Here is a 25,939-nt window from a genome sequence, read left to right as displayed (position 1 = left end):
GGTGCGCAACGCCAGGTACATCGGGTCCGGCACGTCGTCGCGATCGACCAGCCAGGGTCCGAGCGGGGTGCAGGTGTCGCGGTTCTTCACCCGCAGGTTGGGGCGGTAGTAGTTTTCCAGGTAGTCGCGGATGGCGTAGTCATTCGCCACTGTGTAGCCGCGCACGTAGTCGTAGGCTTGCGCCGCCTTGACGCCGCGTGCGGTGCTGCCGATCACCACCGCCAGCTCGCACTCGTAGTGCATGTACTTCACGCCTTCGGGCCGGATGGTGTGGGCGCGGTGGCCGATGAACGCGCCCGGCCCCTTGAGGAAGACCAGCGGTTCTTCCGGCGCCTTGAAGGCGAGTTCGCGTGCATGGTCGGCATAGTTCAGGCCGAGCGCGAACGTGGTGCGCGGCGCCAGCGGAGGCAGCCACGTCACCGCGTCCTCGCTGACCACACGGCCATCGTCGAGGCGCAGTGCGCCCTCGCCCACCGGTTGCGCGCTATGGATCAGGCCATCGAAGGCCACGCGTGCGGTTCTCATGCGGTCTCCCCAATGGCTGCCACGACCCTGTGCCGCAGGCACCCTACGCCTTCGATCTCGATCTCCACGGTGTCGCCGGCACGCGCCAGCGGCGCGCCTTCCGGCACGCCCGCCAGCAGCACATCGCCGGCTTCGAGCGACATGAAGGCGGTGACATCGGCCAGCAATTGCGCCACCGGGCGCAGCAGGTTGCCGGTGTGATTGCGCTGGCGTTCCTCGCCGTTGATGCGCACTACCATCATGAGCGTATCGGGGTTCCCCGCTTGCTCGCGCGCGGTCACCCACGGGCCGATCGGGCAATAGCCGTCGCGGCACTTGTGGCGCACCGCCGGGCGGTAGTAGCTGGCATGCGGCACGCTGACGTCCGACACCACCGTGTAGCCGGCGATATAGTCCGCGGCCCGCGCCGCATCGACGCGCGTGGCGCGGCAGCCGATCACGATGCCCAGCGCGGCGCCGATCTCCAGCGTGTCCTGCCCCGGCGGCAGCGCTACGTCGCTGCCGTGGGCGGCCAGTGTATTGGCGGGCTTGATGTAGAGGATGGGTCCGGCCGGAGGCGCCTGGTACGGCGCAGCGTTGACGCTGTCGCCCAGGGCCGCGAGCGCGCCCTTGAAATTCAGCAGCGTGCCGTAGACCGTGCCGGTGATGGCGGGCTGCCACATGAACTCGTCTTCACGCAGGGCGCGCGCCCCGTCCCACGGCAGCAAGGTGGCTTCGTCCACCGGCATTGCCCGCACCGGCCGGCCGCCGGCAGCGATTCTGGCTTGTCGCATCGTGCTCCTGTCTGGTTGCGCCCGCTCTGCGCCCGGCCATTGCATTGCCCGGCTTGCGGATCGTCGTGGCGGATCGCCCGTTGGCGCCGCCTGTACTTAACATGTTAATAAGATTGCGCGGGAGTTTCAAGTGCTTTGTGCCGTCCGGCTTCTCGCACATTCTGCGGCCGCTGGCAGGTTCAGGCTACCCGGCTCCGGGAGCGTGGACGCGGGCCTGTCATCGTGCTGTCATGCAGCATCGCCAGAATTCGCCCTGTACCGGGTCAGGCCTTGCTGCAGCGCAAATTTACTAATGCGCCGCAGCAGCAAAAGAGCTTGCTACCCGATTTTTTTGCAGCTTGAATGAAAACGTTTTCATTTCTGCCGCCATGCCTTCTTCGCTAACCGAGACCGGAACGACACACGTGAAGCGCAACCAGGACCGATCGCCCACCCTGCCCGACGCCGCCACCCTGGCTGACGTGGCGCAGACGGCCGGCGTCTCGCTGGCCACCGCGTCCCGCGCGTTCAACAGCCCGGCGCTGGTGCGCGAAGGCACGGTGCAGCGCGTGCTGGACGCAGCGCGGAAACTCAGCTTCCGCCCCAACCTGCTTGGCAGCAAACTGCGCGCGCAGCAAAGCCGCATGATTGGCGTGATGCTGCCGACACTGGAGAACGCCGTGTTCGCCGAATGCTGGCGCGGTATCGAAGACGCAGCGCTGGCCGCCGGCTACTCGCTGATGCTGGTGACCAGCGCCTACGACCCGGCGCGCGAGCGCGAACGCATCGAATACCTGCTGCGCCACCGCGTGGACGGCATGGTGCTGACCGTGGCCGATGCCGCCCGCAGCGCCGTGCTCGACCAGCTCGACGCGGAAGGTGTGCCCTACGTGCTGACCTACAACCAGGCTGCCGCCCGCAGCCAGCGCCATTCCGTCTCGGTAGACAACCGCGCCAGCGCCCGCGAAGGCGTGGAAGCGCTGATCGCCGCCGGGCACCGCCGCATCCGCGTGGTATCCGGCGCCTTCATCGCATCCGACCGTGCCCGCCAGCGCTTCGACGGCTACCGCGACGCCATGCGGGCGCACGGCCTGGAACCCGCGCCACCGGCATGCCTGCCCACCCACACGGCCAGCAACGCCGAACAGATCCGCGCGCTGGCCGTGGGGCCGGACGCGCCGACCGCCTTCTTCTGCACCAATGACCTGCTCGCGATCGGCGTGATCTCGGACCTGAAACGGCTCGGCCTGCGCGTGCCGCGCGACATCTCCGTGCTCGGCTACGACGGCATTGCGCTCGGCGCGCTGGTGGAGCCGGCACTGGCATCGGTGGTCCAACCCAATACCGAAATCGGCGAGCGCGCCGTCGCGCGTCTGCTTGCGCGCTTCGCGCCGTCCGGCACCGGCAAGCAGGACGGCGCCAGGCCCGGACGCATCACCCTGTTGCCACACACCCTGCGCCTGGGCGGCACCGTCGCCGCGCCGGCATGAACCGTCTTCCACCCGCTTTTCCCAGCCCCAGTCCGCTACTCAAGGAGTTCACCATGCAAGCAAGCCGTACCTGGCCCAAGCCGCTACGCTGGATCGCCATCGCACTCGGCGCCGCCGCCTTCAGCCAGGGCGTGGCAGCGCAAACCGCGATCTGCTACAACTGCCCGCCCGAATGGGCCGACTGGGCCTCGCAGATCCGCGCCATCAAGGAAAAGACCGGCGTCACGGTGCCGCACGACAACAAGAACTCCGGCCAGTCGCTCGCGCAACTCGTCGCGGAGAAAGGCAGCCCGGTCGCCGACGTGGTCTATTACGGCGTGACCTTTGGCATCCAGGCCAAGAAAGACGGCGTCACCGCCGCCTACAAGCCGGCCCACTGGAACGACATCCCCGACGGCCTGAAAGACCCGCAAGGCAACTGGTTCGCCATCCACTCGGGCACGCTCGGCTTCATGGTCAACGTCGACGCCCTGCGCGGCAAGCCCGTGCCGCAATCCTGGGCCGACCTGCTCAAACCCGAATACAAAGGCCTGATCGGCTACCTCGACCCCGCCAGCGCCTTCGTCGGCTACGTCGGCGCCGTCGCCATCAACCAGGCCCTGGGCGGCTCGATGGACAACTTCGGCCCCGCCTTCAAATACTTCCGCGACCTGCAGAAGAACCAGCCCATCGTGCCCAAGCAGACCGCCTATGCCCGCGTGCTCTCCGGCGAGATCCCGATCCTGCTCGATTACGACTTCAATGCCTATCGCGCACGCTACAAGGACAAATCCAACGTGGCCTTCGTGATCCCCAAGGAAGGCACGGTAGTGGTGCCCTACGTGATGAGCCTGGTGAACAAGGCCCCGCACGAAGCCGAAGGCAAGAAGGTGCTTGATTTCGTCCTGTCCGATGCCGGACAGGCGCTATGGGCCAACGCCTATCTGCGGCCGGTGCGCAGCGCCGCGATACCCAGCGAAGTGCAAGCCAGGTTCCTGCCCGCGGCGGACTATGCGCGCGCCAAGCCCGTGGATTTCGGCAAGATGGCGGAAGCGCAGAAAGGGTTTAGCGACCAGTATTTGAAGGAGGTCCGATGAGCGGATGGCTGCTCGCGCGATGGCCCTACGATGCTTGATGAGGCAGGCTGAGTTGGTTGCATCGCCATCGCTTTGCCTGCGCCCGCCCTCTCCCGCAAGCGGGAGAGGGGAGCAAGTCGATTCAAACCTCGCAGGGTGTAGCCGTGTGGAGCGCCCCCAAGGGCGGTCCACACCYCARCGCGATGCGAAGCGAGCCGTCAAGGTGTACCAGGCCGTATGGGGCGCCTCGGGATCCGGCGAAAAGAGCGGAAAAGAGGGACCCATGTTTGAGTATCGCCTTAAGGCGATGCGAGTTTGGGYCCCGGCCGCTCTTTTCGYCGGATCCCGAGGGGGTGTCGCCCCATCCGGCGCGCCTTCTTTGCCTACTTTCTTGGCAAGACAAGAAAGTAGGTCGCCCCCCGCAGGGGGGTGAAACCGCCTTTGACTTTAAGGTTTTAAGCCTTGGAAGTTGAAGTTGATTTTCAAACCCCGGGAGCATCCCCAACCATGCCCAAACAAAGCCCCCCCCTCCTCCTCTTCGCCCTCCCGGCCCTAATCCTCTTCACCGCCTTCTTCTGCCTCCCAATGGCAAAACTCCTGGCCATCAGCATCACCGGAGAAAAAGGCGCAAGCGTCTACTGGACCGTAATCTCAAGCCAACGCTATCTTCACAGCCTGATGGTAACGGTACTGCTCTCGGCAACCGTAACCCTGGCAACCCTGATCATCGCCGGCATCACCGGCACCTTCCTCCAACGCAACGCCGTCCCCGGCAAAGCGCTGCTGGTAGCCATGCTGACCTTCCCGCTAGCCTTCCCCGGCGTAGTCATCGGCTTCATGGTCATCATGCTGGGCGGCCGCAACGGCCTGCTGGCCATGGCAGGCGACTGGCTAGCCGGCGACCGCTGGACCTTCGCCTACGGCCTCACCGGCCTGTTCGTCGGCTACCTGTACTTCTCCATCCCCCGCGTCATCCTGACCGTGATGGCCGCGGTAGCCAAGCTCGACGCCTCCCTGGAAGAAGCCGCGCGCTCGCTCGGCGCAGGCCGCTGGCGCGTGGTGCGCGACGTCATGCTGCCCGCCCTGATGCCCGCCATGATCTCCAGCGGCGCGATCTGCTTCGCCACAAGCATGGGCGCTTTCGGCACCGCCTTCACGCTGGCGACGCAGCTCGATGTACTGCCGCTCACCATCTACAACGAGTTCACCAACTACGCCAACTTCGGCATGGCCGCAGCCCTGTCCGTACTGCTCGGCACGGTCACCTGGGCCTTGCTGGCGCTGGCGCGCTGGTTCTCGGGCGACGCCGTCGCCGCCACCGCATGAGGATTGCCATGACTACGACTTCCCGCCGCGGCAACGCTTACTGGCTGCAACTCGCGCTCACGCTCCTGGTTTGCCTCTTCATGGTGGTCCCGGTGGTGATGTCGGTGCTGGCCGGCCTGACCAACAATATCTTCATTGGCATAGCCAGCGGCCTGACCACGCGCTGGCTGGCGGAGGTATGGTCGCTCTACCGCAATACCATCTTCCTGTCGCTGGGCATCGCACTGGCCTGCCTTGCCTGCACGCTGGTGCTGGGCGTGCCGGCGGCCTACTACATGGCGCTGCGGCGCGGCCGCATCACGCGCCTGATCGAAGAGCTGCTGATGCTGCCGGTGGCAGTGCCGGGCCTGGCTACCGCCCTCGGCCTGATCCTGCTCTATGGCGGCTGGCAGGCGTTCCGCACCAGCTGGGTATTCATCCTGGTGGGCCACGTCCTGTTCACGCTGCCGTTCATGGTGCGCTCGGTGCTGGCCATCATGTCGGCCATCGATATCCGCACGCTGGAAGACGCCGCCGCCAGCCTGGGCGCGAGCCGGCTGCAGCGCTTCTTTACGGTGGTGCTGCCCAACTGCCGCCAGGGCATCCTGGCCGGAGCGCTGATGGTGGTAACGCTCTCGGTGGGTGAGTTCAACCTGACCTGGATGCTGCATACGCCCACCACGCAGACATTGCCCGTGGGTCTGGCCGATAGCTATGCATCGATGCGGCTGGAGATCGGCTCGGCCTACACCATCGTGTTCTTCTTCATGATCATTCCGCTGCTGGTGCTGATGCAGGGCCTCTCCGCGCTCGGCGCGCGCGCCCGCAAGCACCAGCCGCTTGCCGACAGCGGCGGCGCCGGGGCGATCTCCGGCACCGATCCGCTTTCCCCATCCGAGGCCCGCCATGCATGAACCGACCCCCATCACCCTGCGCCACTGCGGCAAGACCTTCGCCGACGGTACGCTGGCGCTGCAACCCCTCGACCTCGACATCGGCGCCGGCGAAACCGCGGTCCTGCTTGGTCCTTCCGGCTGCGGCAAGACCACCACGCTGCGCATCATCGCCGGGCTGGAATTCCCCGATCCCGGCGGCGTGGTCATGTTTGGCGATAGCGATGTGACGCCCCTGCCGATCGAGCAGCGCGGCGTGGGCATGGTGTTCCAGAGCTATGCGCTGTTTCCCAACATGACCGTGGCGGAGAACATTGCCTATGGCCTGCGCGTGCGCCGGACCGATCCCGCCGCGCGCCGCCGCCGGGTGGACGAGATGCTGTCCATGATGCAGCTCGGGCCCTTCGCCGAGCGCCGCATCGACCAGCTCTCCGGCGGCCAGCGCCAGCGCGTGGCGCTGGCCCGCGCCATCGCGGTACAGCCGCGCGTGCTGCTGCTCGACGAACCGCTGACCGCGCTGGATGCCAAGCTGCGCGATGCGCTGCGCGCCGACATCAACCAGTTGCTGCGCAGCCTGCATATCACCGCCGTCTATGTCACCCACGACCAGGCCGAGGCGATGGCGCTTGGYGACCGCATCATCGTGATGGACCGCGGCCGCATTGCCCAGACCGGCACGCCGCAGCAGATCTACCGGGCGCCGGCCAATGCCTTCGTGGCGGATTTCATCGGCACCATGAACCGCTTGCCGGCGGTGCCGGAAGCCGGTGCCTGGCGTGTGCCGGGTGGTCTGGTGCCGCGCCAGGACAACGCAGCGGGCGCCGCGCAGCCGGCCCGCGCCGAACTCTTGTTCCGCCCCGAGGACGTGGCGCTGGCCCGGGCCGAGGAGGCGCACCTGGGCGGCTCGGTCGTCACCGCGCTGTTCCTGGGCAACTACACGCGCTTGCTGGTCGACGTTGGCGCACCGGCGCCGCTGGTCGTCGACACCACCCGGCGCGATGCCTGGCATGCGGGCGACCGCGTCGGCCTGCGCCTTGATACCGGCCACCTGATCACGCTTTCCGAAGCGCTCGCAGCATGAACTCCCTGACCAGCACTCCGGGCAATCCGGGCAACCCCGGCGATCCGGCCGGCACCTACCTGCTCGCCCACATCACCGACCTGCACATCAAGGCCGGCGGCAAGCTGTCCTACCGCATGGTGGACACCGCCGGCGCGCTGCAGCGCTGCATCGACACGTTGCTGGACGCGCCACAGCGGCCGGATTCGGTCGTCATCACCGGGGATCTCGTCGACTTCGGCACCGAGGCGGAATACCGCTTCCTGCGTGGCATCCTGCAAGGCCTGCCGATGCCGGTACGGCTGCTGCCGGGCAACCATGACCACCGGGCTACCTTGCGCCGTGTCTTCGCGGATCACGATTACCTGTTCGCCGCCGGCGATGGCGATGCGCCCATCCACTACAGCGTGGAAGCCGGCCCGTTGCGCCTGGTTGCCTTCGACTGCACGGTGCCGGGCAAGCCTGGCGGCCGGGTCGATCCCGCCGCGCTGCCATGGCTCGAAGCCACGCTGGCGGCCGAGCCGGACCGGCCCACGCTGTTGATGCTCCATCATCCGCCCTTCCACACCGGCATCGGCCACATGGATCAGCAGGGCCTGGCCGGCGCCGGACTGCTGGAGGCGGTGGTGCGCCGGCATCCGCAGGTGGAGCGTGTGCTGTGCGGCCATTTGCACCGGCACATCACGTGCCGCTTCGGCGGCACGGTGGCCATGACGGCGCCGGGGCCCGCGCATCAGGTCACGCTGGACCTCGACCCGCAGGCCGCTTCGCGCTTTCGCATGGAGCCGCCCGGCTACCTGCTGCACTGGTGGCATTCCTTGCATGGGCTGGTGAGCCATGCGGCGGTCATCGGCGCATTCGGTGCCGACCACCCCTTCTTCGATGCCGCCGGCAAACTGATCGACTGAGCGGCGGCCGGACAAAAAAAACCCACAGCCGGGTGGATGTGGGTAATAAAGTGGTATGGGCAAGTCGCGGAAATCGCCCACGTCCGTATGGTGACACCCCGCGGCCGCGAGTGAAATAATCTTTCCGGACTAGAAGGCCGCCATGCGTCGCGCAGGCAGTCCCCAGTGTGCCTTCCGGCCACATCCCGGAAACCGCGTGGGCGCGCACGGCGCGGCACGGCCGCCCCGGAACACAAGCCGGGCTCTGCATTGCGTATCCCCTCTTTAGTGGGGAAATGGACAACACTGCAATAATCTAGTCCAATTCGCCCTTGACGATCGCTTTGAACCGGCGCTCCTTTCGCATTACCGTGGTTCCAGCGGCCGCTGCCGGCGCGCCGGCCGCCGTCCAACTTCCTACCATGCTCAACGCCCACCTGCTGCTGATCGACGACCACACACTGTTCCGCACCGGCCTGCGCTTGGTGCTGGCTGACAGCCCAAGCGTGGCAAGCATCATCGAGGCGGGTTCCGTCATGGGCGCGGTGGAGACGCATCGCGGCGCCACCGTGGATATCATCCTGCTCGACATCCAGATGCCCGGCCTCAACGGCATCGAAGGCGTCAAGGTGTTGCGCCGCCATTTTCCCGTTGCGCGCATCCTGATCGTTTCCGGCACCTCCGGGCTGGAGACCATCCCGGCCGAGGTACGCAAGGAGATTGCCGGCTTCCTGCCGAAATCCGCGGACAGCGTCCAGATCGAGATAGCCATCGCCGCCTGCCAGCAGGGCGACACCTACTTCATTCCGGACCCGACCGGCGAGAGCCACGACAATCCGGACGGCACGCCAAACGGCACGGCCAACGGCATCGCATACCAGTCCAGCTCGCTCACGCCGCGCCAGCTTGAAGTGCTGGAGCAACTCAGCCAGGGCCGCTCGAACAAGATCATTGCCCACCATCTGGGCCTCTCCGAGAACACCGTCCGGGTTCACGTGGCGGCCATTCTCGATCACCTCGGCGTAGTCAGCCGGGTGGAGGCGGTGCTCGAGGCGCAGCGCCGCGGCCTGGTGCAGACAGGCAGGTAGGTCATGGCCTTGCTCATCCCCCGCTTCGACGAACCGCGCCTGCTGGCCGCGGAAATGGAACTGATCGACCAGAGCTTCGGCATCGCCATGTTGGGCTGTGCGCTGGCGGCCTTCATCCTGGCCCTCGGGCTGGCGCTGGGCGGCGGGCATCCCGGCGCCTTCCCGTGGGCCCTCGCCATGGGCCTGGCCTGCGCCGCCGGGCACTTTGGGCGGCGCAGGCTGCCCGAGCGCACGAGCCAAGCCAAAGCGGGTCTTTACGCCCGTGCCATGACGGCCTTGCTGACACTGATCGGCGCGCTCTGGGGGCTGGCGGCATGGCTATACATGGATGTGAAGTCGCCCGCGACGGTGATCTGCATCCTGTCGCTGATCGCCGGCATGAGCGCGGCCGCGCTGGCGGTGTTCTCCGCCTGCCTGCCGGTCGCCGTGGGCTTCTTCGTGCCGGCCATCGTGCCGGTCTGGGCGGTCTTCATCGCCACCGGCGATGCCGCCTATCTGGCCATGTTCCTCGGCACGCCGCTCTATCTCGTTGTGCTCATGATCTTCGCGCGCAACTACGCGCGCGTGGCGCGCCACGGCATCGCGCTGCGCTTTGCCAACGTGGAACTGATCTCGCAATTGCGCGAGCAGACCGCCCGCGCGGAAAACGCACAGCGCGAGGCAGAGGAAGCCAACCGCGCCAAATCCGTATTCCTGGCCTCGGCCAGCCATGACCTGCGCCAACCGCTGCACGCGCTCGGCCTGTTCGTGGTCACGCTGGGCCGGTCCGATCTCACCGACAAGCAGCGCCAGTTGCTTACGCACATCGAGGCCGCCTCCTGTGCCGCGCGCGAGATGCTCAACACGCTGCTGGATTTTTCCAAGGTGGACGCCGGCGTGATCACCGCCCGGCCGCGCGCGTTCCTCCTGCAGCCGTTGCTGTACAAGCTGGAGAACGAGTTTGCRCCGCAGGCCGACGGGCGCGGCCTGTTCTACCGCACCCGGGATACCACCGCCACCGTGTTTGCAGATCCGACGCTGGTCGAGCTGATCCTGCGCAACCTGATCGCCAACGCCATCCGCTACACCAGCCAGGGCGGCGTGCTGGTGGCATGCCGCCGCCGGGGCAAGAGCATGGTGCTCGAGGTCTGGGACACCGGCGCCGGCATCCCCGCGTCCCAGCATCGCGCCATCTTCAAGGAGTTCCACCAGTTGGGCAACCCGGAGCGTGACCAGCGCAAAGGCCTGGGGCTCGGCCTGGCCATCGTGGAAGGACTGGCCCGCACCATGTCTACCCGGATCCTGCTGAATTCGCGGCCCGGCCGCGGCTCGGTGTTCCGCTTCGCCCTGCCCGTGACCGAAGACCGTGCCGAGACACCCGCCGCCAGCTTGCACCAAAGGCCCGGTCTGCGCGGGCTGCGCGTGCTGGTGATCGACGACGACCAGGAGATCCGCATCGCCATGAGGGCGCTGCTGGAGAGTTGGCAAGCCGTTTGCCTGGCGCTGGAATCCGAGGAAGAAGCGCTGGCGGCGCTTGACACCTTCAGACCCGACCTGTTGCTGGCGGACTACCGCCTGCGCGGCGAGCGCACTGGCCAGGAAGCGATGATGGCGATCCGCGAGCGGCTGGGCCACGCCCTGCCCACCGTCATCATTACCGGCGATACCGCCCCGGATCGCCTGCGCAGCGTGCATGCCGGCGGCGCCGCACTGCTGCACAAGCCCGTAGTGGCGCAACAGTTGCATACCGCCATGACCGCCCTGCTGCGCGATGCGGGCTGGCGCCAGGATATCCCCCGCTCCGCCGCCGGCAATGGCGCGGACCGCATGGCGCGTGCCGGGCGCTGAGGGGCCTGAGCGGCTCGCCAGCGCCCCTCGCCCCCTCATTCATGCGATTTTCGTATTAATTGATCCGTCCTATTAATTGGACTTAGAGCCAGTGCCCACCCAAACTGCATCGTGACAGTCGGCACGGGCGCCATCAGCAAGCCGCATCGCTTTCTCGCCAACGTGCCGCCAGGTTTCACCGATCCTAGCGAGGAGCCACCATGAGCACGCAGCCCGAACTGCCAAGACACGACTTGCTGATCGACGGCAAGCGCCTGCCACCCGGCACCGGAGAGTATTCCACCGATATCAACCCTGCCACGGAGCAGCCGATCGCCCTGGTCGCCCAGGGCAGCGCCGCCGACGTGGACTTGGCGGTGACCGCCGCGCGCGCCGCGCTCAAGGTCTGGAACGGCCTGCGCGCAGCCGAGCGCGGCCGCATCCTGTACCGCTTTGCCGAACTACTCGAAGCCCATCAGGAGGAACTGATCGCGCTCGAGAGCCTGGATGCCGGCAARCCGCTGGCCGSCGTGCGGCGCCAGGACRTGCCGGCSGYSATCGAYACCGTGCGCTACTACGCCGGCTGGKSCGACAAGATCAACGGCCAGGTGGTACCGACCCGCCCCGGCGCGCTGACCTACACCGTGCGCGAGCCGGTCGGCGTGGTCGCCGCCATCGTGCCGTGGAACTTCCCGCTGATGATCGGCATGTGGAAAATCGCGCCGGCGCTGGCCTGCGGCTGCACCCTCATTGTCAAACCCGCCGAGATCACGCCGCTGACCGCGCTGCGCGTCGGCGAACTGGCGCTGGAAGCCGGCCTGCCGCCCGGCGTGCTCAATATCGTCACCGGCAAGGGCAGCGTGGTAGGCAATGCGCTGGTGGCGCATCCCGGCATCGACAAGGTGACCTTCACCGGCTCGCCCGGCGTGGGGCGCGGCATCATGCAGGGCGCCGCCGCCAACTTCAAGCGCGTCACGCTGGAACTGGGCGGCAAGTCCGCCAACCTGATCTTTGCCGATGCCAACGTGGACGCCGCCGTGCGCGCGGCCGCCTCCGGCATCTTCTTCAATGCCGGCCAGGTGTGCTCGGCCGGCTCGCGCATCCTGGCGCAGCGCGAGGTCTACGACGAGGTGGTGGAGAAGCTCGCCGCCCGCGCCGCCTCGATCCGCGTGGGCGATCCGGCCGCGCCGGAGACCACCATGGGACCGCTGGTCTCATCCGCGCAGATGAAGACCGTGCTGGACTACGTGGAGATCGGCAAGCGCGAGGGTGCCATCGCGGTGACTGGCGGCGAGCGCGTGGGCGGCAAAGGCTATTTCGTGCAGCCCACCGTGTTCGCCAACGTCGAGCACGAAATGCGCGTCTCGCAGGAGGAGATCTTCGGCCCGGTCGCCAGCGTGATCCGCTTCGAGGACGAAGCCGACGCCGTGCGCATCGCCAATGGCACCGCATTCAGCCTGGCAGCGGGCGTGTGGAGCGCCGACATCGGCCGGGTGCACCAGGTAGCCGCAGACCTGAAGGCCGGCACCGTGTGGATCAACACCTATGGCCCCACCGACGTACGGCTGCCCTGGGGCGGCGCCGGCGACTCCGGACTGGGCCGTGAACACGGAGACGCCGCCATCGACAACTTCACCGAGCCCAAGGCGATCTGGTTGTCGCTGCGGCAGTAGGCGAACGAGGGGAGGCACGGCGGCGCCTCCCCGCCCGACGCCAGGAGGGTTAAGATCGCGGATGCGCCGGCATTGCCGGATTTGCCGGTGTTGTTCTTGGCATTGCGCGCCACACGATCCGTTCATTACGTCCCTCCTCCATGCCTGACAGACGCAAGTTCCTGCGCGCGGCGGCCGGCACCGTTGCCGGTGCGGGCGCGCTTTCCCTCTTGCCGCCCGCCGTCCGCAAGGCGCTCGCCATTCCCGCCAACCATCGCACCGGCAGCCTGCGCGACGTCGAGCACATCGTGGTGCTGATGCAGGAAGACCGGGCCTTCGACCATTACTTCGGGGCAATGCGGGGCGTGCGTGGCTTTGCCGACCGCTTCCCGATACCGGTGGCCGACGGCCCGGGCCTCGCCGGCAAGACTGTCTGGTACCAGCGCGACGTGAGCGACCCGGCCGCACCCGCAACGCTCGCGCCGTTCCATCTCGATACGGAGCACGTGTTCGAACTCATGCGCGTCACCGGCACGCCGCACACCTGGTCGAATACGCAGGACGCCTGGGGCCAAGGCTGCATGCAGCAATGGCCCACCTTCAAGAAGCGTCACGCCATGGGCTACTTCAAGGAGGGCGACGTGCCCTTCCAGTACGCGCTGGCCAATGCCTTTACGGTGGCGGATGCCTACCACGCATCGTTTCTCGGCGGCACCAATACCAACCGCTGCTTCCTGTGGAGCGGCACCAACGACCCGCTGGGCAAGGGCAACGGCCCGGCCATCGGCAACGCCTACAACAAGCTCGGCGGCGGCAAGCCCGATGGCGGCTATGCCTGGACCACCTATCCCGAAAGGCTCGAAGCCGCCGGCGTCAGCTGGCAGATCTACCAGGACATGGCCGACAACTACGCGCTCAATGCCACCGTCGGGTTCAAGACCTACCGGGATGCCTATCGCGGCGTGCCGGGTGCGCAGGCCGCGCTCAGGGACAAGGCACTGGGCACGCGCAACCTGGACCTGCTGCGCCAGGACGTGCTGGAAGGCCGCCTGCCGCAAGTGTCGTGGATCTGCCCCACGCGGCAGGGCTCCGAGCATCCCTCCCCGTCCAGCCCGGCGCAGGGCGCGGCCTATGTGTCCGCCGTGCTCGACGCGCTGACGGCCGACCCGGCGGTCTGGAGCAAGACCGTGCTGCTGCTGATGTACGACGAGARCGATGGCTTCTTCGACCATATGCCGCCGCCGGCGGTGCCGTCGTACCTCGCGTGGCACGCGGACCCGGCACAGGCCACGCTGGCCGGCGCCTCCACCGCCGACACCCGCGGCGAATACCACGAGCTGATCACCGGCGTGGAAGCCGACGACCTGCCGCGCTACCTGCATCGCCCGTACGGCCTCGGCATGCGCGTGCCGATGATCGCCATCTCGCCGTGGAGCAAGGGCGGCTGGGTCAACTCCGAGGTGTTCGACCACACATCGGTGATTCGTTTCATCGAAGCCCGCTTCGGCGTGCACGAGCCCAATATCACGCCGTGGCGCCGCGCGGTCTGCGGGGATCTCACCTCGCTGTTCGATTTCGCCGCGCCGGACCAATCCGACGCCGTGGCGTCGCTGCCAGCCACCGCGCCACGCGCGGCGCGAGCGCGGGCGCTGAAGGGCACGCGCATACCGGTCATCCCCGCGCTACCCGAGTTGCCCGTGCAAGCCGGCGGCACGCGCCCCTCGCGGGCGCTCCCCTATGCGCTGCACGCGCAGGCCCTGGCAGATGCCGGCAGTGCCGCGCTGCACCTGAGCTTTACCAATAGCGGCCGGGCCGGGGCCGTGTTTCATGTCTACGACCGGCTGCACCTGGAGCGCCTGCCGCGCCGCTATACGGTCGAAGCCGGCAAGCGCCTGGCGGGCAACTGGGACACGCGCGCCGACGGCGGCCGCTATGACCTGTGGGTGCTCGGCCCCAACGGCTGGCACCGGCATTTCACCGGGACCGCGGGCGCAGTGCCCGCACCGGAGATCGGGATCGTCTACGACATCTCCGCGCAAAGCCTGCGCATCACCTTGCGCAACGATGCGGACCAGCCCTGCACGTTCATGCTGGCTGCCAACGCCTACGTTAGCGGCGCGGCCCGCAGCACTACCGTGGCAGCCCGCACCAGAAGCACCCTGGCATGGCCAGTGGACGCATCGGGCGGCTGGTACGACTTCACCGTGACCGTAGCCGCCCTGCCCGGCTACGCGCGGCGCTGTGCCGGGCGCATGGAAACCGGCGCGCCCTCGGTGAGCGACCCCGCCATGAGTGGCCGTGCCATCGGGGAGCAATGGCAGCCGGCGGGATCCTCGGCGCCTGCGTGAAGCGCTTTCCCCAGTCTTGCAAATTCGTGCCGGCCAAACTCCGTGCAGCCCCTAGATCTTCGGGATGCGCAAGGTCTTGCTGATCATCAGCGAGCCAGACAGCACGAACAGCAGCGCGAGCGGATGCAGGTCCGCCGGCCCGATGGCCCACACGCCGCCGTAGAGCGCATCGCCCACCCGGCCCTGCCATGCGCAGAAGGCCAGCACGCCGGTCAGCAGTACGCTGGTGGGAATTGGCGTGCCCTCGAAGTACGCCACCTTGTCGCTGCCCTCGGACAAGATCTCGGCGGTCACGTTGAAACGTGCCAGGCGGCTCACGCCGCAGCAGACGAAATACACCAGCGCCGCCATGTCCCAGCCACCGCGCATGCCGGCGGCAAACGCCAGCGTTGCCGGGCCGACCCCGAACGAGATGATGTCCGCGAGCGAATCCAGCTCGCGGCCCAGCGCGGAGTGCTGGTGCCGCCAGCGCGCGATGCGGCCGTCGAGCACGTCGAAGATAAAGGCCGCCGGCGCCAGCGCTGCCGCCGCCATGAAATGGGCGGACGACTGCGTGGCGACGTAGAACATGGCGAAGAACACCGATGCCATGCCGCAGGCCGCGTTGCCGAGTGTGAACAGGTCGGCGAGATGCAGCTCGCGGACCATGGAAAAATGCTTGGGACGTTCTGGTGTGGATGCCATGGGGCGAACTCCTGAATCCTCTGGCGCATGAAAACTCCCGGCTCGCCAACAAGAAACGAACCAGGCGGCGGCGTGACTAGAAACGCAATCCCGCGTCGCGCAACGCGCTGGCGGTTTCACCTGCGCCGACGTGATGCACGGCCTGCCAGCCCAGGGACCGTGCCGCCGCCACATTGGCGGCGCTGTCATCGATGAACAGCAGCTCCCGCGCCGCGATTCCCGGYATGTGCGCACCGATGCGCGCCTCCATCAACCGGTAGATGGCCGGGTCGGGCTTGGCGATGCCAACCTCGCCGGACACCAGGATATCGCGGAACAATGACAGGAAATCGCCACTGCGCAAGGCGTGCGGATAGGTCTCGCTGGACCAGTTGGTCAGGCCGAACAGCGGCACCCGCGCGACGTGCAGGCGCCGCAGCAACGCCACGCCGTCGGCCAGCGGCCCGCGCAGCATCTGCGGCCAGCGGTCATAGAAGGCGCGGATCAGGCCGGCCTGCGCCGGATGCTCGGCCACCAGCGACTCGGTGGCCTCGCGCAGCGGCCTGCCCGCGTCCTGGCGGATATTCCAGGCGGGCGAGCAGACTTCCGACAGGAAGCGGGCGCGCTCTTGCGGGTCCGGGATCAACTCGCGATAGAGGTACTCCGGGCTCCAGTCGAACAGCACGCCACCAAAATCGAACACTACGGCACGGACGGTCACGGTATCTCGTTGGCTCGGTTGAAGACAAGACAGCATTCTCGCAGAGTCTGCCGGCCGTCAATATGAGATTTCTCTCAACATGCGGGCACGGCATTCCCCCTAAGCTTGCCGTTACCGGTCCATGCGCCCCGTGGGCGCCCCGGTCACGCAAGCGCCACGCCCCGACAGCGGCTGGCGCCGTGCCACGCAATCCGCCGAGCCCATGCCATGTCCCCGCCAAACCCCTTCCTTCCGCGCCTCATGCCAGCCTGCCTGGCATGGCTATGCATCGCGATGTCCGCCCACGCCGACGTGGGCCATGCCGAATCGCCGCGAACGCTGCCTGCCGCCGTCTCGCCGCAATGCGGCGCGCCGGCCACGCTGATCGCCAGTCTCCGCGACGCCAGCGAAGGCACGCCGTCCGTCGGCCGCAGGGTGGCGGTGGAGGCCGTGGTCACGGCGGACTACTCGGGCACCGGCGGCTTCAGCGGCTACTTCGTGCAGCAGGCCGACACCCGGCGCCAGAACCGCCCCGGCGTGTCGGAAGGCCTGTTCGTGCACGCGCCGCGCGCGGCGGCGCGTACCGGCGACCTGGTCCGCGTGCTCGGCACCGTCGAGGAGCGGTCCGGCCAGATGCAACTGAGGCAGTCCGGCCAGGCAACGGTCTGTGCATCGGCCCAGGCCGTCACCCCCGCCGTGGTCACGCTGCCCGTGCCCGACACGGGCGCGCTGGCGGCCTATGAAGGCATGCTGGTGCGGTTGCCGCAGACCCTTACCGTCAGCGAAACCTTCGAACTGGGCCGGTACGGCAGCGTGGTGCTCAGCCATGGCCGTCTGCCGCTGCCCACCAACGTGGCATTGCCGGGCGCAGCCGCCGCCGCCCAGGCCGCCGCCAATGCCTTGAACCGCCTGACCCTGGACGACGGCTCCAGCCGGCAAAACCCGCCGCTCGTCATCCATCCCGCACCGGGTCTCGGCGCCTCGAATACGCTGCGCGGCGGCGATACCGTCGCCGACGTGCAGGGCGTGCTGGAGCGGCGCCATGGCAGCTGGCGCGTGCAGCCCGTTCCGGGCGCACCGCCACCGGTGTTCCGGCCCGCCAACCCGCGCACGGGTGCACCGGTACGCACCGCCCGCACCGACCTGCGCGTTGCCGCATTCAACGTGGAAAACTATTTCAACGGCGACGGCCGGGGCGCGGGTTTCGATGACCCCGACAACCGCGGCGCCCGGACCCCGGCCGAGTTTGCCCGGCAGGAAGCCAAGATCCTGAGCGCGCTGCATGGGCTGAACGCCGACGTGATCGGCCTGATGGAGATCGAGAACAACGGCTATGGCGCGCTGAGCGCCATCCGCCGGCTGACGGACAAGCTCGGGCCCGACTGGCGCTTTATCGACCCCGGCGTGGAGCAACTCGGCCGCGATGTCATCAAGGTCGCCCTGGTCTACAACGCCCGCACCGTGGAACCGGCAGGCAAGCCGGCCACGCTCGAGCTGGGCCAGCGGACCCGCCAGCCCCTGGCCGCCACCTTCCGCCTGCGCGGCCTTCCGCGCAAGCTCACGGTAGTGGTGAACCATTTCAAGTCCAAGCGCTGCAAYGATGCCCGCGGCGCCAATGCGGACCAGCGCGACGGCCAGAGTTGCTGGAACCCCACGCGGGTGGCGGCAGCCGCGCGGATCGCGGACTGGCTCGGCACCGCGCCCACCGGCGTGCCGGACGATGGCCGGCTGGTGATCGGCGACCTCAACAGCTACGCGCAGGAAGACCCGATCCGCCTGCTGGCCGAGCGCGGCTATGCCGACATGATCGCCCGCTTCGCCAGTGCGGGCGGCGGCGCCTACAGCTACGTCTACGGAGGCGAGGCCGGCTATATCGACCACGCGCTTGCCGATGCCGGTGCGGCCAGCCGCATTCTCGYGGCGCGCCACTGGCATATCAATGCCGACGAGCCGATCGCGCTGGCCTATCCGCTGGCCCACAAGAGCGAGGCCCAGCAACAATCCTTCTATGCGCCCGATGCCTATCGCTCATCCGACCACGACCCGCTGGTGGTGGACGTCGCCCTGCGCGACGATGCCGCCGCGCACGGCAACAGCACCGAGCCGGGCGGCAGCGCGGAAAGCGCCAACGCGGGGAACAGCGGCGCTGGCAATGGGGCGGAAACCGGCGGCGGGGGCGGTGGCGGCGTGGTGGATCCCTGGGTGATGGTGGCCCTGGCCCTGGCCGGCACCGTGGCGATAGCCGCGTGGCATCGCTTTGCCGGCCGCTCCCCGCTACGCTGATGCCCCCGCCGGATCGCGCCTGATGCTGTTGGCCAGATAGGCCACGATCAGCGCATTGGCGATGGCCAGCCCGATATGCAGCGCGCTGGGGTGAACCACTGCCTCATACATTTCAACCGGGATATAGATCGCACCCGACCATACCCCGAGCCACTTCGCCCAGGCCCGCTGGCACCACAAGCCGTAGGCCTCCGTGAAGCGCATGGCCGAGTACGTCGCGGCGGAGCCGCCGATGGCCCAAAGCCGCGCATTGCTCGGGTCGGACATCAGCGACAGGAAGATAGTCGGGTAGCGGCTTCCCGGGTTCAGGTGCAGGCGGGCAACGATCGCCTCGGCCAGCGCCTGCGCATCACGGTGCAGCAACGCTATGAGCCCCAGTCCGGCAAGGATCACCACCGCACCCTTGGCGGCCTCGAACAGCGCGATTCCCTTCAGGCCAGTGCCTGAACCGTGCTTTGCCATCTTGCCTATCCTCGTCAACGGTAAGGTGGCGATCGTACCCCGGCGCGGCGGCCAGCGGCAAACCCGGCGCCCCCGCCCAGGCGCTCAAGGCGCCGGGGCACACTGGTAACATTCCCCGGCCGGCGCCATCCGATGCCGGGCCGAGGCCGTCACATGAATCCCGAACACCTGCCCCTCCTGCTCACCCGCACCATGCCCTACGGCAAGTACAAGGGCCGCGTTATCGCGGACCTGCCCGGCAATTACCTGAACTGGTTCGCGCGCGAGGGCTTCCCGCCCGGCGAGATCGGCAAGCTGCTGGCGCTGATGCATGAACTCGACCACAACGGACTGGCCAGCCTGCTGGACCCGCTGCGTGGCCGTTAGCGCATCCGCAGCCTGCCGGCTCAACCCGCGGCAATCCTGTGAATGGACCGCCCCTGCGCCGTGCAGGGACTCGTCGCTTTCGCCAGTGCCAACCCGGGCAAGGTGACGCCGGTGTCCTATAAAGCGCCGGTCCGGCACTGACCGAAGTGATGGGCGGGCAGGTCGATGGCATGTTCAACCAGACCAACGCGGCCCTGCCCCAGGTCAAGGGCGGCAAGGTCGTCGCCATCGCCCAGACGGCAAAGCAGCGCGTGCCACAGTTCCCCAGCCACGGGCGCCGGCATCCACATGGAAAGACGTCTTCGGCACCGCCAGGCACCGTGAGCGTAAGGCCAGGCGTTCGCGCCGGCTTTTGGTAGTACGATATCGCCCTTGCACGCATCGCCGTGTTGTCGGGAGAGAGTTTTGCCATCAGTGGATCGCCGTAGCGCCGGCTCATCGCGCGCCCGGACCAGGACTGAAGAACCATCGCAGAATGAGCGGGCCTACACCGGCCTGCGGGAGCGGCTGACCACGCTGGTCTACCGTCCCGGCGAGCATCTCAATATCTCCACCCTGGTGGACGATCTCGACATTGGCCGCACGCCGATCAACCAGGCGCTGCACCGGCTCGCCAACGAAGGGCTGGTGCAGATCCTGCCGCGCAAGGGCGTGGTGGTCGCACCGCTTTCCATCGACGACGCCCTGCACCTGATCGACGTACGGCTGGCCAACGAAACGCTGTGCGCCAGGCTGGCCGCCGAGCGCATCACCCCCGCCGGTTTGCAGAAACTCGAGGCCATCCTGCGCCAGGTCGACGATGCCGTGGCGCAGCGCGACCTGCCGCAGGTGACCCACCTGGACCGGTTGTTCCATGAACAGATCGCGGAAATTTCGGGTAACCCGATCCTGATCGAGATCCTCAAGGTGCTGCACGCGCGCTCGCAACGCTTCTGGGCCATCTCGCTGTCGTCCGAAGGGCACCTGGGCGAAGTCGGCGCCGAGCACCGCGCCATCCTGCAGGCGCTGCGCGACGGCGATGCCGCGGCGGCGGCCAGCTCGGTCACGGCACATGTGCTTTCTTTTCGCCAGTCCTTGCTGCAAGGCCGCCGCGAAACCGTCTTCGCGGCGGCGGACCAGGCTTAGCGCTCCAGCGGCTTGTTCGCCGTTTCCCGGGCGGCCAGCAAAGCCACCAGCGTCAACGCCAGGGCGGCACTGACATACAGCGAGATTGCCAGCGTCGAGCCATACGACTTGTACAGGCTGGCGATGATCAGCGGCGCGAAACCGCCCCCCACGATGCCGGCCAGCGTATAGGCCAGCGACGACCCGGCATAGCGCACCCGCGTGGGGAACTGCTCGGTCACGAAGGCCGCCTGCGGGCCGTACATCATGGCGTGGATGATCAGCCCGACCACCACTGCCGCGCAGATCTGCAGCGGCTGCGCGCTGTCCATCAGCCGGAAGAAGACGAAGGCCCACACCACCGCCAGCAAGGCGCCGGCGATATACACTGGCCTGCGCCCGAGCCGGTCCGACAGGCTGCCGAACAAAGGCACCGCAATGGCGTTGCACGCCGCCCCGATCATGGTCGCGGTCAGCGCCAGCGGCCGGGACAGGTGCAGCACGCTGGTCACGTAGGTCAGCGTGAATACCACCACCAGCGCATAGAGCACGTCGGAGCCAATGCGCACGCCGCCGGCCAGCAGCAGGCGCCGCCAGTGATCCACGAACACTTCCTTGATCGGGGTCTTGGCCGTGCTCTTGCGCGCCTCCATCTCCCTGAACATCGGCGTTTCCTCAACGCCCTTGCGCAGCCACAACCCAAAGACGACCAGCAGCACGCTCGACAGGAACGGAATGCGCCAGCCCCAGGCCTGGAAGTCCTCCGGGCTCAGCCACAGCGAAACCACGGCGATAAAGCCAGTGCCCAGCAGCGTGCCGCACGACGGCCCCACCTGGGTAAAGGAAGCATTGCGCCCGCGCTGGTGCTGCTCGCCGTGTTCCATCGACAGCAGGACCGCGCCCGCCCATTCGCCGCCGATGGCCGCCCCTTGCAGGAAGCGCAGCGCCACCAGCAGGATCGGGCTCCAGATGCCCCACGACATGTAGGTGGGCAGCAGACCCATCAGGCCCGTGGCCACGCCCATCAGGACCAGCGTGGCGACCAGCACGAAGCGCCGGCCGAGCTTGTCGCCAAGGTGCCCGAACAACACGCCGCCAAGCGGGCGCGAGACATAGCCCACCGCGTAGGTGGAGAACGCCAGGATCGTGCCGGTGAGCGGATCGAACGAAGGGAAGAAAACCGCGTTGAACACCAGCGCGGCCATCAGGTTATAGACGGTGAAGTCGTACCATTCCAGCGTGGTGCCGATGGTGCTGGCCGCGGCCAGGCGGCCCATCTTCGGCGCGGCGGTGCCGGTAGCGGCGGCACCGGATGCGCCCGGCGCGGCGGAAATCGTGTTGGCGTTGTGCATCACACCACCTCCCGCGCGAAGAGCTTCCACTTGAGTGCGTAGCGGGCAGCCTGCTGCAGCGAGGCGCCCAGCCGTTCAGCGGCTTCTTGCAATGCCAGTTCGCTCGCGGCTGCGGCGCTGCTCTCGATCACCAGGATGGGCAGCAACTGCCGGTCCGCCAGGCATTCCTTCGGCAAGGGCTGGCTCAGCTCCGCGTCCGGCATCAGCAGGTAGGACTGGACGAAACCGGCCCGCGCGGAGAGTTGCCCGCCCACCTCGCCAGCGAGATCGACCAGCGCCAGCGCGTCCTCCGGCTGCGCCAGCGGCAMTACGGCGAGCCAGCTGCCGCWGCCCTGCCCGACCGTGGCGGTGACTTCGCTCACGCGGCGCATCGGCTGGCGCATGCGCGCCAGGTTGGCCACGGACCACGGCGTCTGGCGGCGGAACGCCGCCTGGTAGGCCGCGGACGTGAATGCCGCAAGCGACTCGGTGCGATACAGGCCGAGATACTTCGGGCCGCCCTGCACGGCCTCATAGCGCGCCGCGGAGATAAAGCCTTCGATACGGGCGCGCTCCTCGACATGCTCGCGGTCGTACCACTGATTGAAATCTGCCTCATCGGCCGCGTCCACATTGGACGCGACGAACAACATGCCCTGCGGGGCGATCCCCGCCAGGCRTTCCATCGCCAAACTCTCGGTCGCAAACATCTCGCTCATCAAACTCTCCGGTTGCCACGCTGATTCCAAAGCGGTGAGTTGATGATCGGCGCGATCACCGCGCGCGACAAACGGGTTTTTCTTCGTGTTTCCGATCAGTTTTTCTGTTCGACCCGGCCGCGTTCGCGCACCAGCGTAGCGCACTGCGGAGCTTCACTCCGGCGCGAACGGTGCGGGCAGCGAGCGCACGAAGCGATCCGATTCGCGGCACGCAAGCTCCGCGACCAGCCGGATCGCCTCCGACGCGGCGTGATCGAGATGGCTTACCACCAGACGCTGATGCGGCAGCGGCACGTCGCACGCAATCACGCGCAGCTCGCCGCGCTCGACTTCTTCGCGCACGGGCGCCAGCGGCATCAGCGCATTGCCAAAGCCGGCTTTCACCAGGCGCACGATGGCCGCGATGGAACTGACGCAGTGCACTTTGCCGACCGGCAACCCCGCCTTGCGGTACAGCTCCTTGAGCGCCAGGTGCGGCTGCGAACCGGGACTCATGGTGATGGTCGGGTGCTGCAGCAGCGAGGCCAGCTTTCCTTCACCCGGCTGTGCCGTCCCGGCCGGCCCGATCCACCCTATCGCCATCGGCAGGCACGGCGTGCTGGTGATGCCCTCGCCCACCGCGGGATCGGTCTGCAAGGCGATATCGATGCCGCCGGCACGCAAGGTCTTGTGCAGGCCTTCGGTGGTTTCCGAAGTGATCTGCACCTCGATACCGGGATAGGACGATTGCAGATGCCGCAGGAAATCCACCAGCCAGGTATGCACCACGCTCTCGATGGCGCCGATGCGCACCAGCCCCAGCAACTCATGGCCCGAGCGGCCCAGCACCATGATCTCCCGCTGCAGTTCCAGCAGCCGTTCGCCGTAACCCAGCAGGCGCAGGCCCACTGGCGTGAGCCGCAGGTCGCGCGCCTCGCGCTCGAACACGCGCGCGCCGATTTCCTGCTCCAGCGAGGCAATGCGATTGGACATCGCGGCCTGGGTGATATGCAGCTTCTCGGCCGCCGCGCGAAAGCTGCCGAGGCGGGCCACCCACATGAAGGCTTCGACGAAGCGCGTGTTCATGGCGCGGCACCCCGGCCCGGCCGCGCCCCACAGTGGTGCGCCCCTTCCGTCAAACCTGCTCCCGACCAGGTTGGTCCGGTTCCGGCAAATGCATGTTTATCGCCTTGTGAAATTTCACAGAATTAACAGGGAGATTGTATGCAATATCCGCGCCAGTGCTGTAGTGGCATTCCCTAGCTTGCCCTGGCGCCATCGGTGTCATGTGCAGCACAACAAACATCCCCTCTGACGTGGGGTGGTGCCCGCAGGAGCCCAGTGGGCGTAAGCCGGGGCGCGGCAAGGACCGGATAAGCGCCGCCGCGTGCGCTTTTTCCTCGCGCGCAAGCGCTACAATGCGCGTCCGCTCTGCCGGCAGGCAAGGGATGCGGCCTGCGACGGGCAGGCAAAACAGAGCCAGCGCTGAAAAAACAACAAGAGCAACAACCATAGAAAGGTCCAGTCTTGTCTTCGGAGCACTTTCCCAGGATCAAGGCGTTGTGGAACACTCGGGAGACGCTCTCGCGCGATGCGTGGGAAGAGTTCTATCAACGCGTGATGGCTGTTCTGGCTAACTACCGCCCGCGCGAGGCCGCGTCGCTCGACGACGCCTTGCCCGATCTGCGCCATCAGTTCTTCATCGAGCGCGTGATGCCCGGCGAGGGGCGCAACGGCCCCGCGCACGCGGACGACCTGCGCCTTTACTTCCGCCGCTTCCTGCTCGACCTGCAGCGCAGCGGCATGCCAGACATGCCGCCCTTCGCGAACCCGCCCTGCGAGCCGGGCGCCGGGCAGATCCATCGCGCCAGCCTCGACGCGTATGGCGTCAGCCCCGAATCCGCCGAAGCCGGCGCCAGGGCTTTCCTGGCTGGCTTGCCCGAGGCCTCGCGTTTGCTGTTGCGCGCCTGCGGTTGCGGCGGCACGGTGAGCGGCAGCCTGGCCGCACGTATTGCCGCCGGGCACTTTGGCGCCGGTTCGCTCGGGCTGGTGCATCGTCGTGGCGGCGATCGCCTTTCCACGGCGCGCCAGAACCTGGCGCCGGCGCACAGCCAGACCCTGCTGAGCCGCTGGCTTACGCAGACGCTGTGCAGCGGCACGCGAACCACCCCCCTCGATCCCGCCAACCGCGGCGACACCGAGGCCGCGCAAGCCCTGCTGGACATTCTCTGCACGATTGCATTGACAGAGCAGGCAAGGCAGGCGGACCCCGCCGCCAGCCAGCGCACGGCATGAGCACCCTCCACCCCTGCCTGAGCGTTGTCGCCGCGCGGCTCGAAGCCGGCAATGCCGCCAAGGTCGCCGACGAGGGCCCGCTGCCCGCCCTCCAGGCGGACGGCGCTACCGCCGCGGCCGGCACCGACTGGACAGCGCTGCCCATCCCGCCCGCGCTCGCCGCGGCCTTCGAGCGCTCGGCCCAGGCCCGTAGCCTGCGCGCCCTGGCGCTGGCGCCCGGCCAGTTCCGCGCGCTGCGCCACGCCCCCGCCTTCGGCGCGGTCCTGCTCGACCGCTGGAGCCCCGCTGGACAATGCTGGCAAGGCTGGCTCGCCACGCCCGACCCTGCCTATGCCGGCTCCATGGACATGGTGCTGGAGCAAGGCGACGATCCGCTCGATCCGCGCCTCGGCATGGTGTGCTGTGCCATGCGGGTGCAGGCGCGTGCCGACCAGCTTGGCGCCTGCCTCGGTGTACTCGCGGCCGAGCGCATGGCGATGGTGCGCTGGCTCGGCGAATGGGATCGCGGTGCCGCTGCCGGCAACCTGGCACGGCCAGGCGTGGTCGCCCGCGCCGAGGTACCGGGCGGCTATGCGCTGACCGGCTCGCCGCTGGCCGGGCCCGATGATCCTCGCCATGCCTACCGTGGATTGCTGGCGCGCGGCATTGCCAGCTTTGGCCTTGAGGTGGCGCTGCCGGTGCCGCAACCGGTAACCCAACCGGCGGCGCGCGGCGGGCGGCCGGACTGTGCGCAAGACACAATGGCAAGCACGGCCGGCAGCAGCGAGGGCAGGAAAGAAAGGCCCATGCCGCATCCACCAGCCGCCCCGGCTGGCCCCGCCAGCGGTGGCCGCTGGGTCAGGCCCTTTGCAGCCCTTGCCGCCGCCCTGGCCATCCTGCAATCCGGCCTGCTGCTGTGGCGCTACAACAGCGACAGCGCAACGCCGGCGGCGGCGCCCCGGGCCCCTGGCACCGGCGGCAACGACATCCGCGCGCAGTTCCGCCCGGAAGCCACCGAGGCCGAGATCCGTTCCTGGCTGCTGCGGCAAGGCCTGCAGATCGTCGGCGGACCCGACGCGGCGGGCAGCTTCACGCTGCACGCGGACGATGCGCGGCAAGCACTGCCAGCACCCGGTCCCGGCAATCCGCTCGCCCGGCCCAATCCCTGAGCACGGCGCGCTGCGTACAATCCGGATT

Annotated in this window: 23 protein-coding genes; 15 read left to right on the top strand and 8 right to left on the bottom strand. The window is 67.9% G+C overall.

All coding sequences use genetic code 11. From position 1 onward, the window contains the following. Together AC1DKD_RS11570 and AC1DKD_RS11565 are read right to left on the bottom strand one after the other, a co-directional pair. Window positions 1-525 (bottom strand): fumarylacetoacetate hydrolase family protein (locus AC1DKD_RS11570; RefSeq protein ID WP_477143299.1); only part of this gene is annotated, 525 nt, incomplete at its 3' end. Beyond that, window positions 522-1,187 carry a fumarylacetoacetate hydrolase family protein gene (locus AC1DKD_RS11565; RefSeq protein WP_441629785.1) on the bottom strand — a complete coding sequence of 222 codons (666 nt, stop codon included), beginning with the start codon at window positions 1,185-1,187 and terminating at the stop codon, window positions 522-524. The genes AC1DKD_RS11570 and AC1DKD_RS11565, both read right to left, overlap by 4 nt. A 515-nt stretch (window positions 1,188-1,702) precedes the next feature. On the opposite strand from AC1DKD_RS11565, the gene AC1DKD_RS11560 reads away from it, so the two are divergent. The 10 genes from AC1DKD_RS11560 to AC1DKD_RS11515 all read left to right on the top strand — a co-directional run bounded on the left by AC1DKD_RS11560 (window position 1,703) and on the right by AC1DKD_RS11515 (window position 14,861). Beyond that, window positions 1,703-2,767 carry a substrate-binding domain-containing protein gene (locus AC1DKD_RS11560; RefSeq protein WP_441629729.1) on the top strand — a complete coding sequence of 355 codons (1,065 nt, stop codon included), beginning with the start codon at window positions 1,703-1,705 and terminating at the stop codon, window positions 2,765-2,767. A gap of 53 nt (window positions 2,768-2,820) precedes the next feature. Continuing rightward, on the top strand, window positions 2,821-3,843 hold the full coding sequence (locus AC1DKD_RS11555) for an ABC transporter substrate-binding protein (RefSeq protein ID WP_441629728.1): 1,023 nt from the start codon (window positions 2,821-2,823) through the stop codon (window positions 3,841-3,843). A gap of 486 nt (window positions 3,844-4,329) precedes the next feature. Beyond that, complete coding sequence (locus AC1DKD_RS11550; RefSeq protein WP_441628840.1) at window positions 4,330-5,148, top strand: ABC transporter permease; 819 nt, start codon at window positions 4,330-4,332, stop codon at window positions 5,146-5,148. An 8-nt stretch (window positions 5,149-5,156) separates the two neighbouring features. Then, window positions 5,157-6,041 (top strand): ABC transporter permease, encoded by an 885-nt coding sequence (locus AC1DKD_RS11545; RefSeq protein ID WP_441628838.1) that lies wholly within the window; start codon window positions 5,157-5,159, stop codon window positions 6,039-6,041. Beyond that, a complete protein-coding gene (locus tag AC1DKD_RS11540; RefSeq protein WP_441628836.1) occupies window positions 6,034-7,101 on the top strand; it encodes an ABC transporter ATP-binding protein in 1,068 nt (355 codons plus the stop codon). Before AC1DKD_RS11545 ends, AC1DKD_RS11540 begins: the two co-directional genes overlap by 8 nt. Continuing rightward, window positions 7,098-7,988, top strand: coding sequence for a phosphodiesterase (locus tag AC1DKD_RS11535; RefSeq protein ID WP_441628834.1), 891 nt, complete (start codon window positions 7,098-7,100; stop codon window positions 7,986-7,988). The genes AC1DKD_RS11540 and AC1DKD_RS11535 overlap by 4 nt, the downstream gene beginning before the upstream one ends. 401 nt (window positions 7,989-8,389) lie before the next feature. After that, window positions 8,390-9,055: a response regulator transcription factor gene (locus AC1DKD_RS11530; RefSeq protein WP_441628832.1), complete on the top strand. Its 666-nt coding sequence runs from the start codon at window positions 8,390-8,392 to the stop codon at window positions 9,053-9,055. A gap of 3 nt (window positions 9,056-9,058) precedes the next feature. After that, entirely contained in the window at window positions 9,059-10,882 is a 1,824-nt protein-coding gene (locus tag AC1DKD_RS11525; protein ID WP_441628830.1) for an ATP-binding response regulator, read from the top strand. Between the two features lie 200 nt (window positions 10,883-11,082). Next, window positions 11,083-12,534: an aldehyde dehydrogenase family protein gene (locus tag AC1DKD_RS11520; protein WP_477143298.1), complete on the top strand. Its 1,452-nt coding sequence runs from the start codon at window positions 11,083-11,085 to the stop codon at window positions 12,532-12,534. A gap of 140 nt (window positions 12,535-12,674) precedes the next feature. Then, window positions 12,675-14,861: a phosphocholine-specific phospholipase C gene (locus AC1DKD_RS11515; protein ID WP_477143297.1), complete on the top strand. Its 2,187-nt coding sequence runs from the start codon at window positions 12,675-12,677 to the stop codon at window positions 14,859-14,861. A gap of 51 nt (window positions 14,862-14,912) precedes the next feature. Here AC1DKD_RS11515 and AC1DKD_RS11510 read toward each other — a convergent pair whose 3' ends face one another. Together AC1DKD_RS11510 and AC1DKD_RS11505 are read right to left on the bottom strand one after the other, a co-directional pair. After that, the gene (locus tag AC1DKD_RS11510; protein WP_441628824.1) at window positions 14,913-15,545 is read right to left on the bottom strand and encodes a CDP-alcohol phosphatidyltransferase family protein; all 633 of its coding nucleotides are present in this window, start codon (window positions 15,543-15,545) and stop codon (window positions 14,913-14,915) included. A gap of 76 nt (window positions 15,546-15,621) precedes the next feature. Beyond that, the gene (locus tag AC1DKD_RS11505) at window positions 15,622-16,245 is read right to left on the bottom strand and encodes an HAD family hydrolase (RefSeq protein ID WP_477143296.1); all 624 of its coding nucleotides are present in this window, start codon (window positions 16,243-16,245) and stop codon (window positions 15,622-15,624) included. A gap of 207 nt (window positions 16,246-16,452) precedes the next feature. Between AC1DKD_RS11505 and AC1DKD_RS11500 the strand changes: the two genes are divergently transcribed. Beyond that, window positions 16,453-18,507, top strand: coding sequence for an ExeM/NucH family extracellular endonuclease (locus AC1DKD_RS11500; protein WP_477143295.1), 2,055 nt, complete (start codon window positions 16,453-16,455; stop codon window positions 18,505-18,507). Here AC1DKD_RS11500 and AC1DKD_RS11495 read toward each other — a convergent pair. Continuing rightward, on the bottom strand, window positions 18,499-18,969 hold the full coding sequence (locus AC1DKD_RS11495; RefSeq protein ID WP_441628818.1) for a DUF2127 domain-containing protein: 471 nt from the start codon (window positions 18,967-18,969) through the stop codon (window positions 18,499-18,501). The genes AC1DKD_RS11500 and AC1DKD_RS11495 overlap by 9 nt on opposite strands. Window positions 18,970-19,122: 153 nt before the next feature. Between AC1DKD_RS11495 and AC1DKD_RS11490 the strand changes: the two genes are divergently transcribed. Together AC1DKD_RS11490 and AC1DKD_RS11485 are read left to right on the top strand one after the other, a co-directional pair. Next, entirely contained in the window at window positions 19,123-19,335 is a 213-nt protein-coding gene (locus AC1DKD_RS11490; protein WP_441628816.1) for a DUF3820 family protein, read from the top strand. Between the two features lie 414 nt (window positions 19,336-19,749). Further along, a complete protein-coding gene (locus AC1DKD_RS11485; protein WP_441628848.1) occupies window positions 19,750-20,460 on the top strand; it encodes a GntR family transcriptional regulator in 711 nt (236 codons plus the stop codon). On the opposite strand, the gene AC1DKD_RS11480 is transcribed toward AC1DKD_RS11485, so the two are convergent. The 3 genes from AC1DKD_RS11480 to AC1DKD_RS11470 all read right to left on the bottom strand — a co-directional run bounded on the left by AC1DKD_RS11480 (window position 20,457) and on the right by AC1DKD_RS11470 (window position 23,554). Next, complete coding sequence (locus AC1DKD_RS11480) at window positions 20,457-21,716, bottom strand: MFS transporter (RefSeq protein WP_441628846.1); 1,260 nt, start codon at window positions 21,714-21,716, stop codon at window positions 20,457-20,459. The two genes, AC1DKD_RS11485 and AC1DKD_RS11480, sit on opposite strands and share 4 nt — an antisense overlap. 74 nt (window positions 21,717-21,790) lie before the next feature. Next, window positions 21,791-22,489 (bottom strand): hypothetical protein, encoded by a 699-nt coding sequence (locus tag AC1DKD_RS11475; RefSeq protein ID WP_477143294.1) that lies wholly within the window; start codon window positions 22,487-22,489, stop codon window positions 21,791-21,793. A gap of 153 nt (window positions 22,490-22,642) precedes the next feature. Further along, complete coding sequence (locus AC1DKD_RS11470) at window positions 22,643-23,554, bottom strand: LysR family transcriptional regulator (protein ID WP_035859863.1); 912 nt, start codon at window positions 23,552-23,554, stop codon at window positions 22,643-22,645. A 474-nt stretch (window positions 23,555-24,028) separates the two neighbouring features. Between AC1DKD_RS11470 and AC1DKD_RS11465 the strand changes: the two genes are divergently transcribed. Together AC1DKD_RS11465 and AC1DKD_RS11460 are read left to right on the top strand one after the other, a co-directional pair. Beyond that, complete coding sequence (locus AC1DKD_RS11465) at window positions 24,029-24,763, top strand: hypothetical protein (protein ID WP_441628812.1); 735 nt, start codon at window positions 24,029-24,031, stop codon at window positions 24,761-24,763. Continuing rightward, the gene (locus AC1DKD_RS11460; RefSeq protein WP_441628810.1) at window positions 24,760-25,911 is read left to right on the top strand and encodes a hypothetical protein; all 1,152 of its coding nucleotides are present in this window, start codon (window positions 24,760-24,762) and stop codon (window positions 25,909-25,911) included. Before AC1DKD_RS11465 ends, AC1DKD_RS11460 begins: the two co-directional genes overlap by 4 nt. Window positions 25,912-25,939: the final 28 nt, after the last annotated feature.

Source organism: Cupriavidus sp. 05T313, assembly GCF_056396665.1.
Note: the sequence above shows the minus strand (reverse complement) of the source record. Positions and strands in the feature narration are given on the sequence as shown.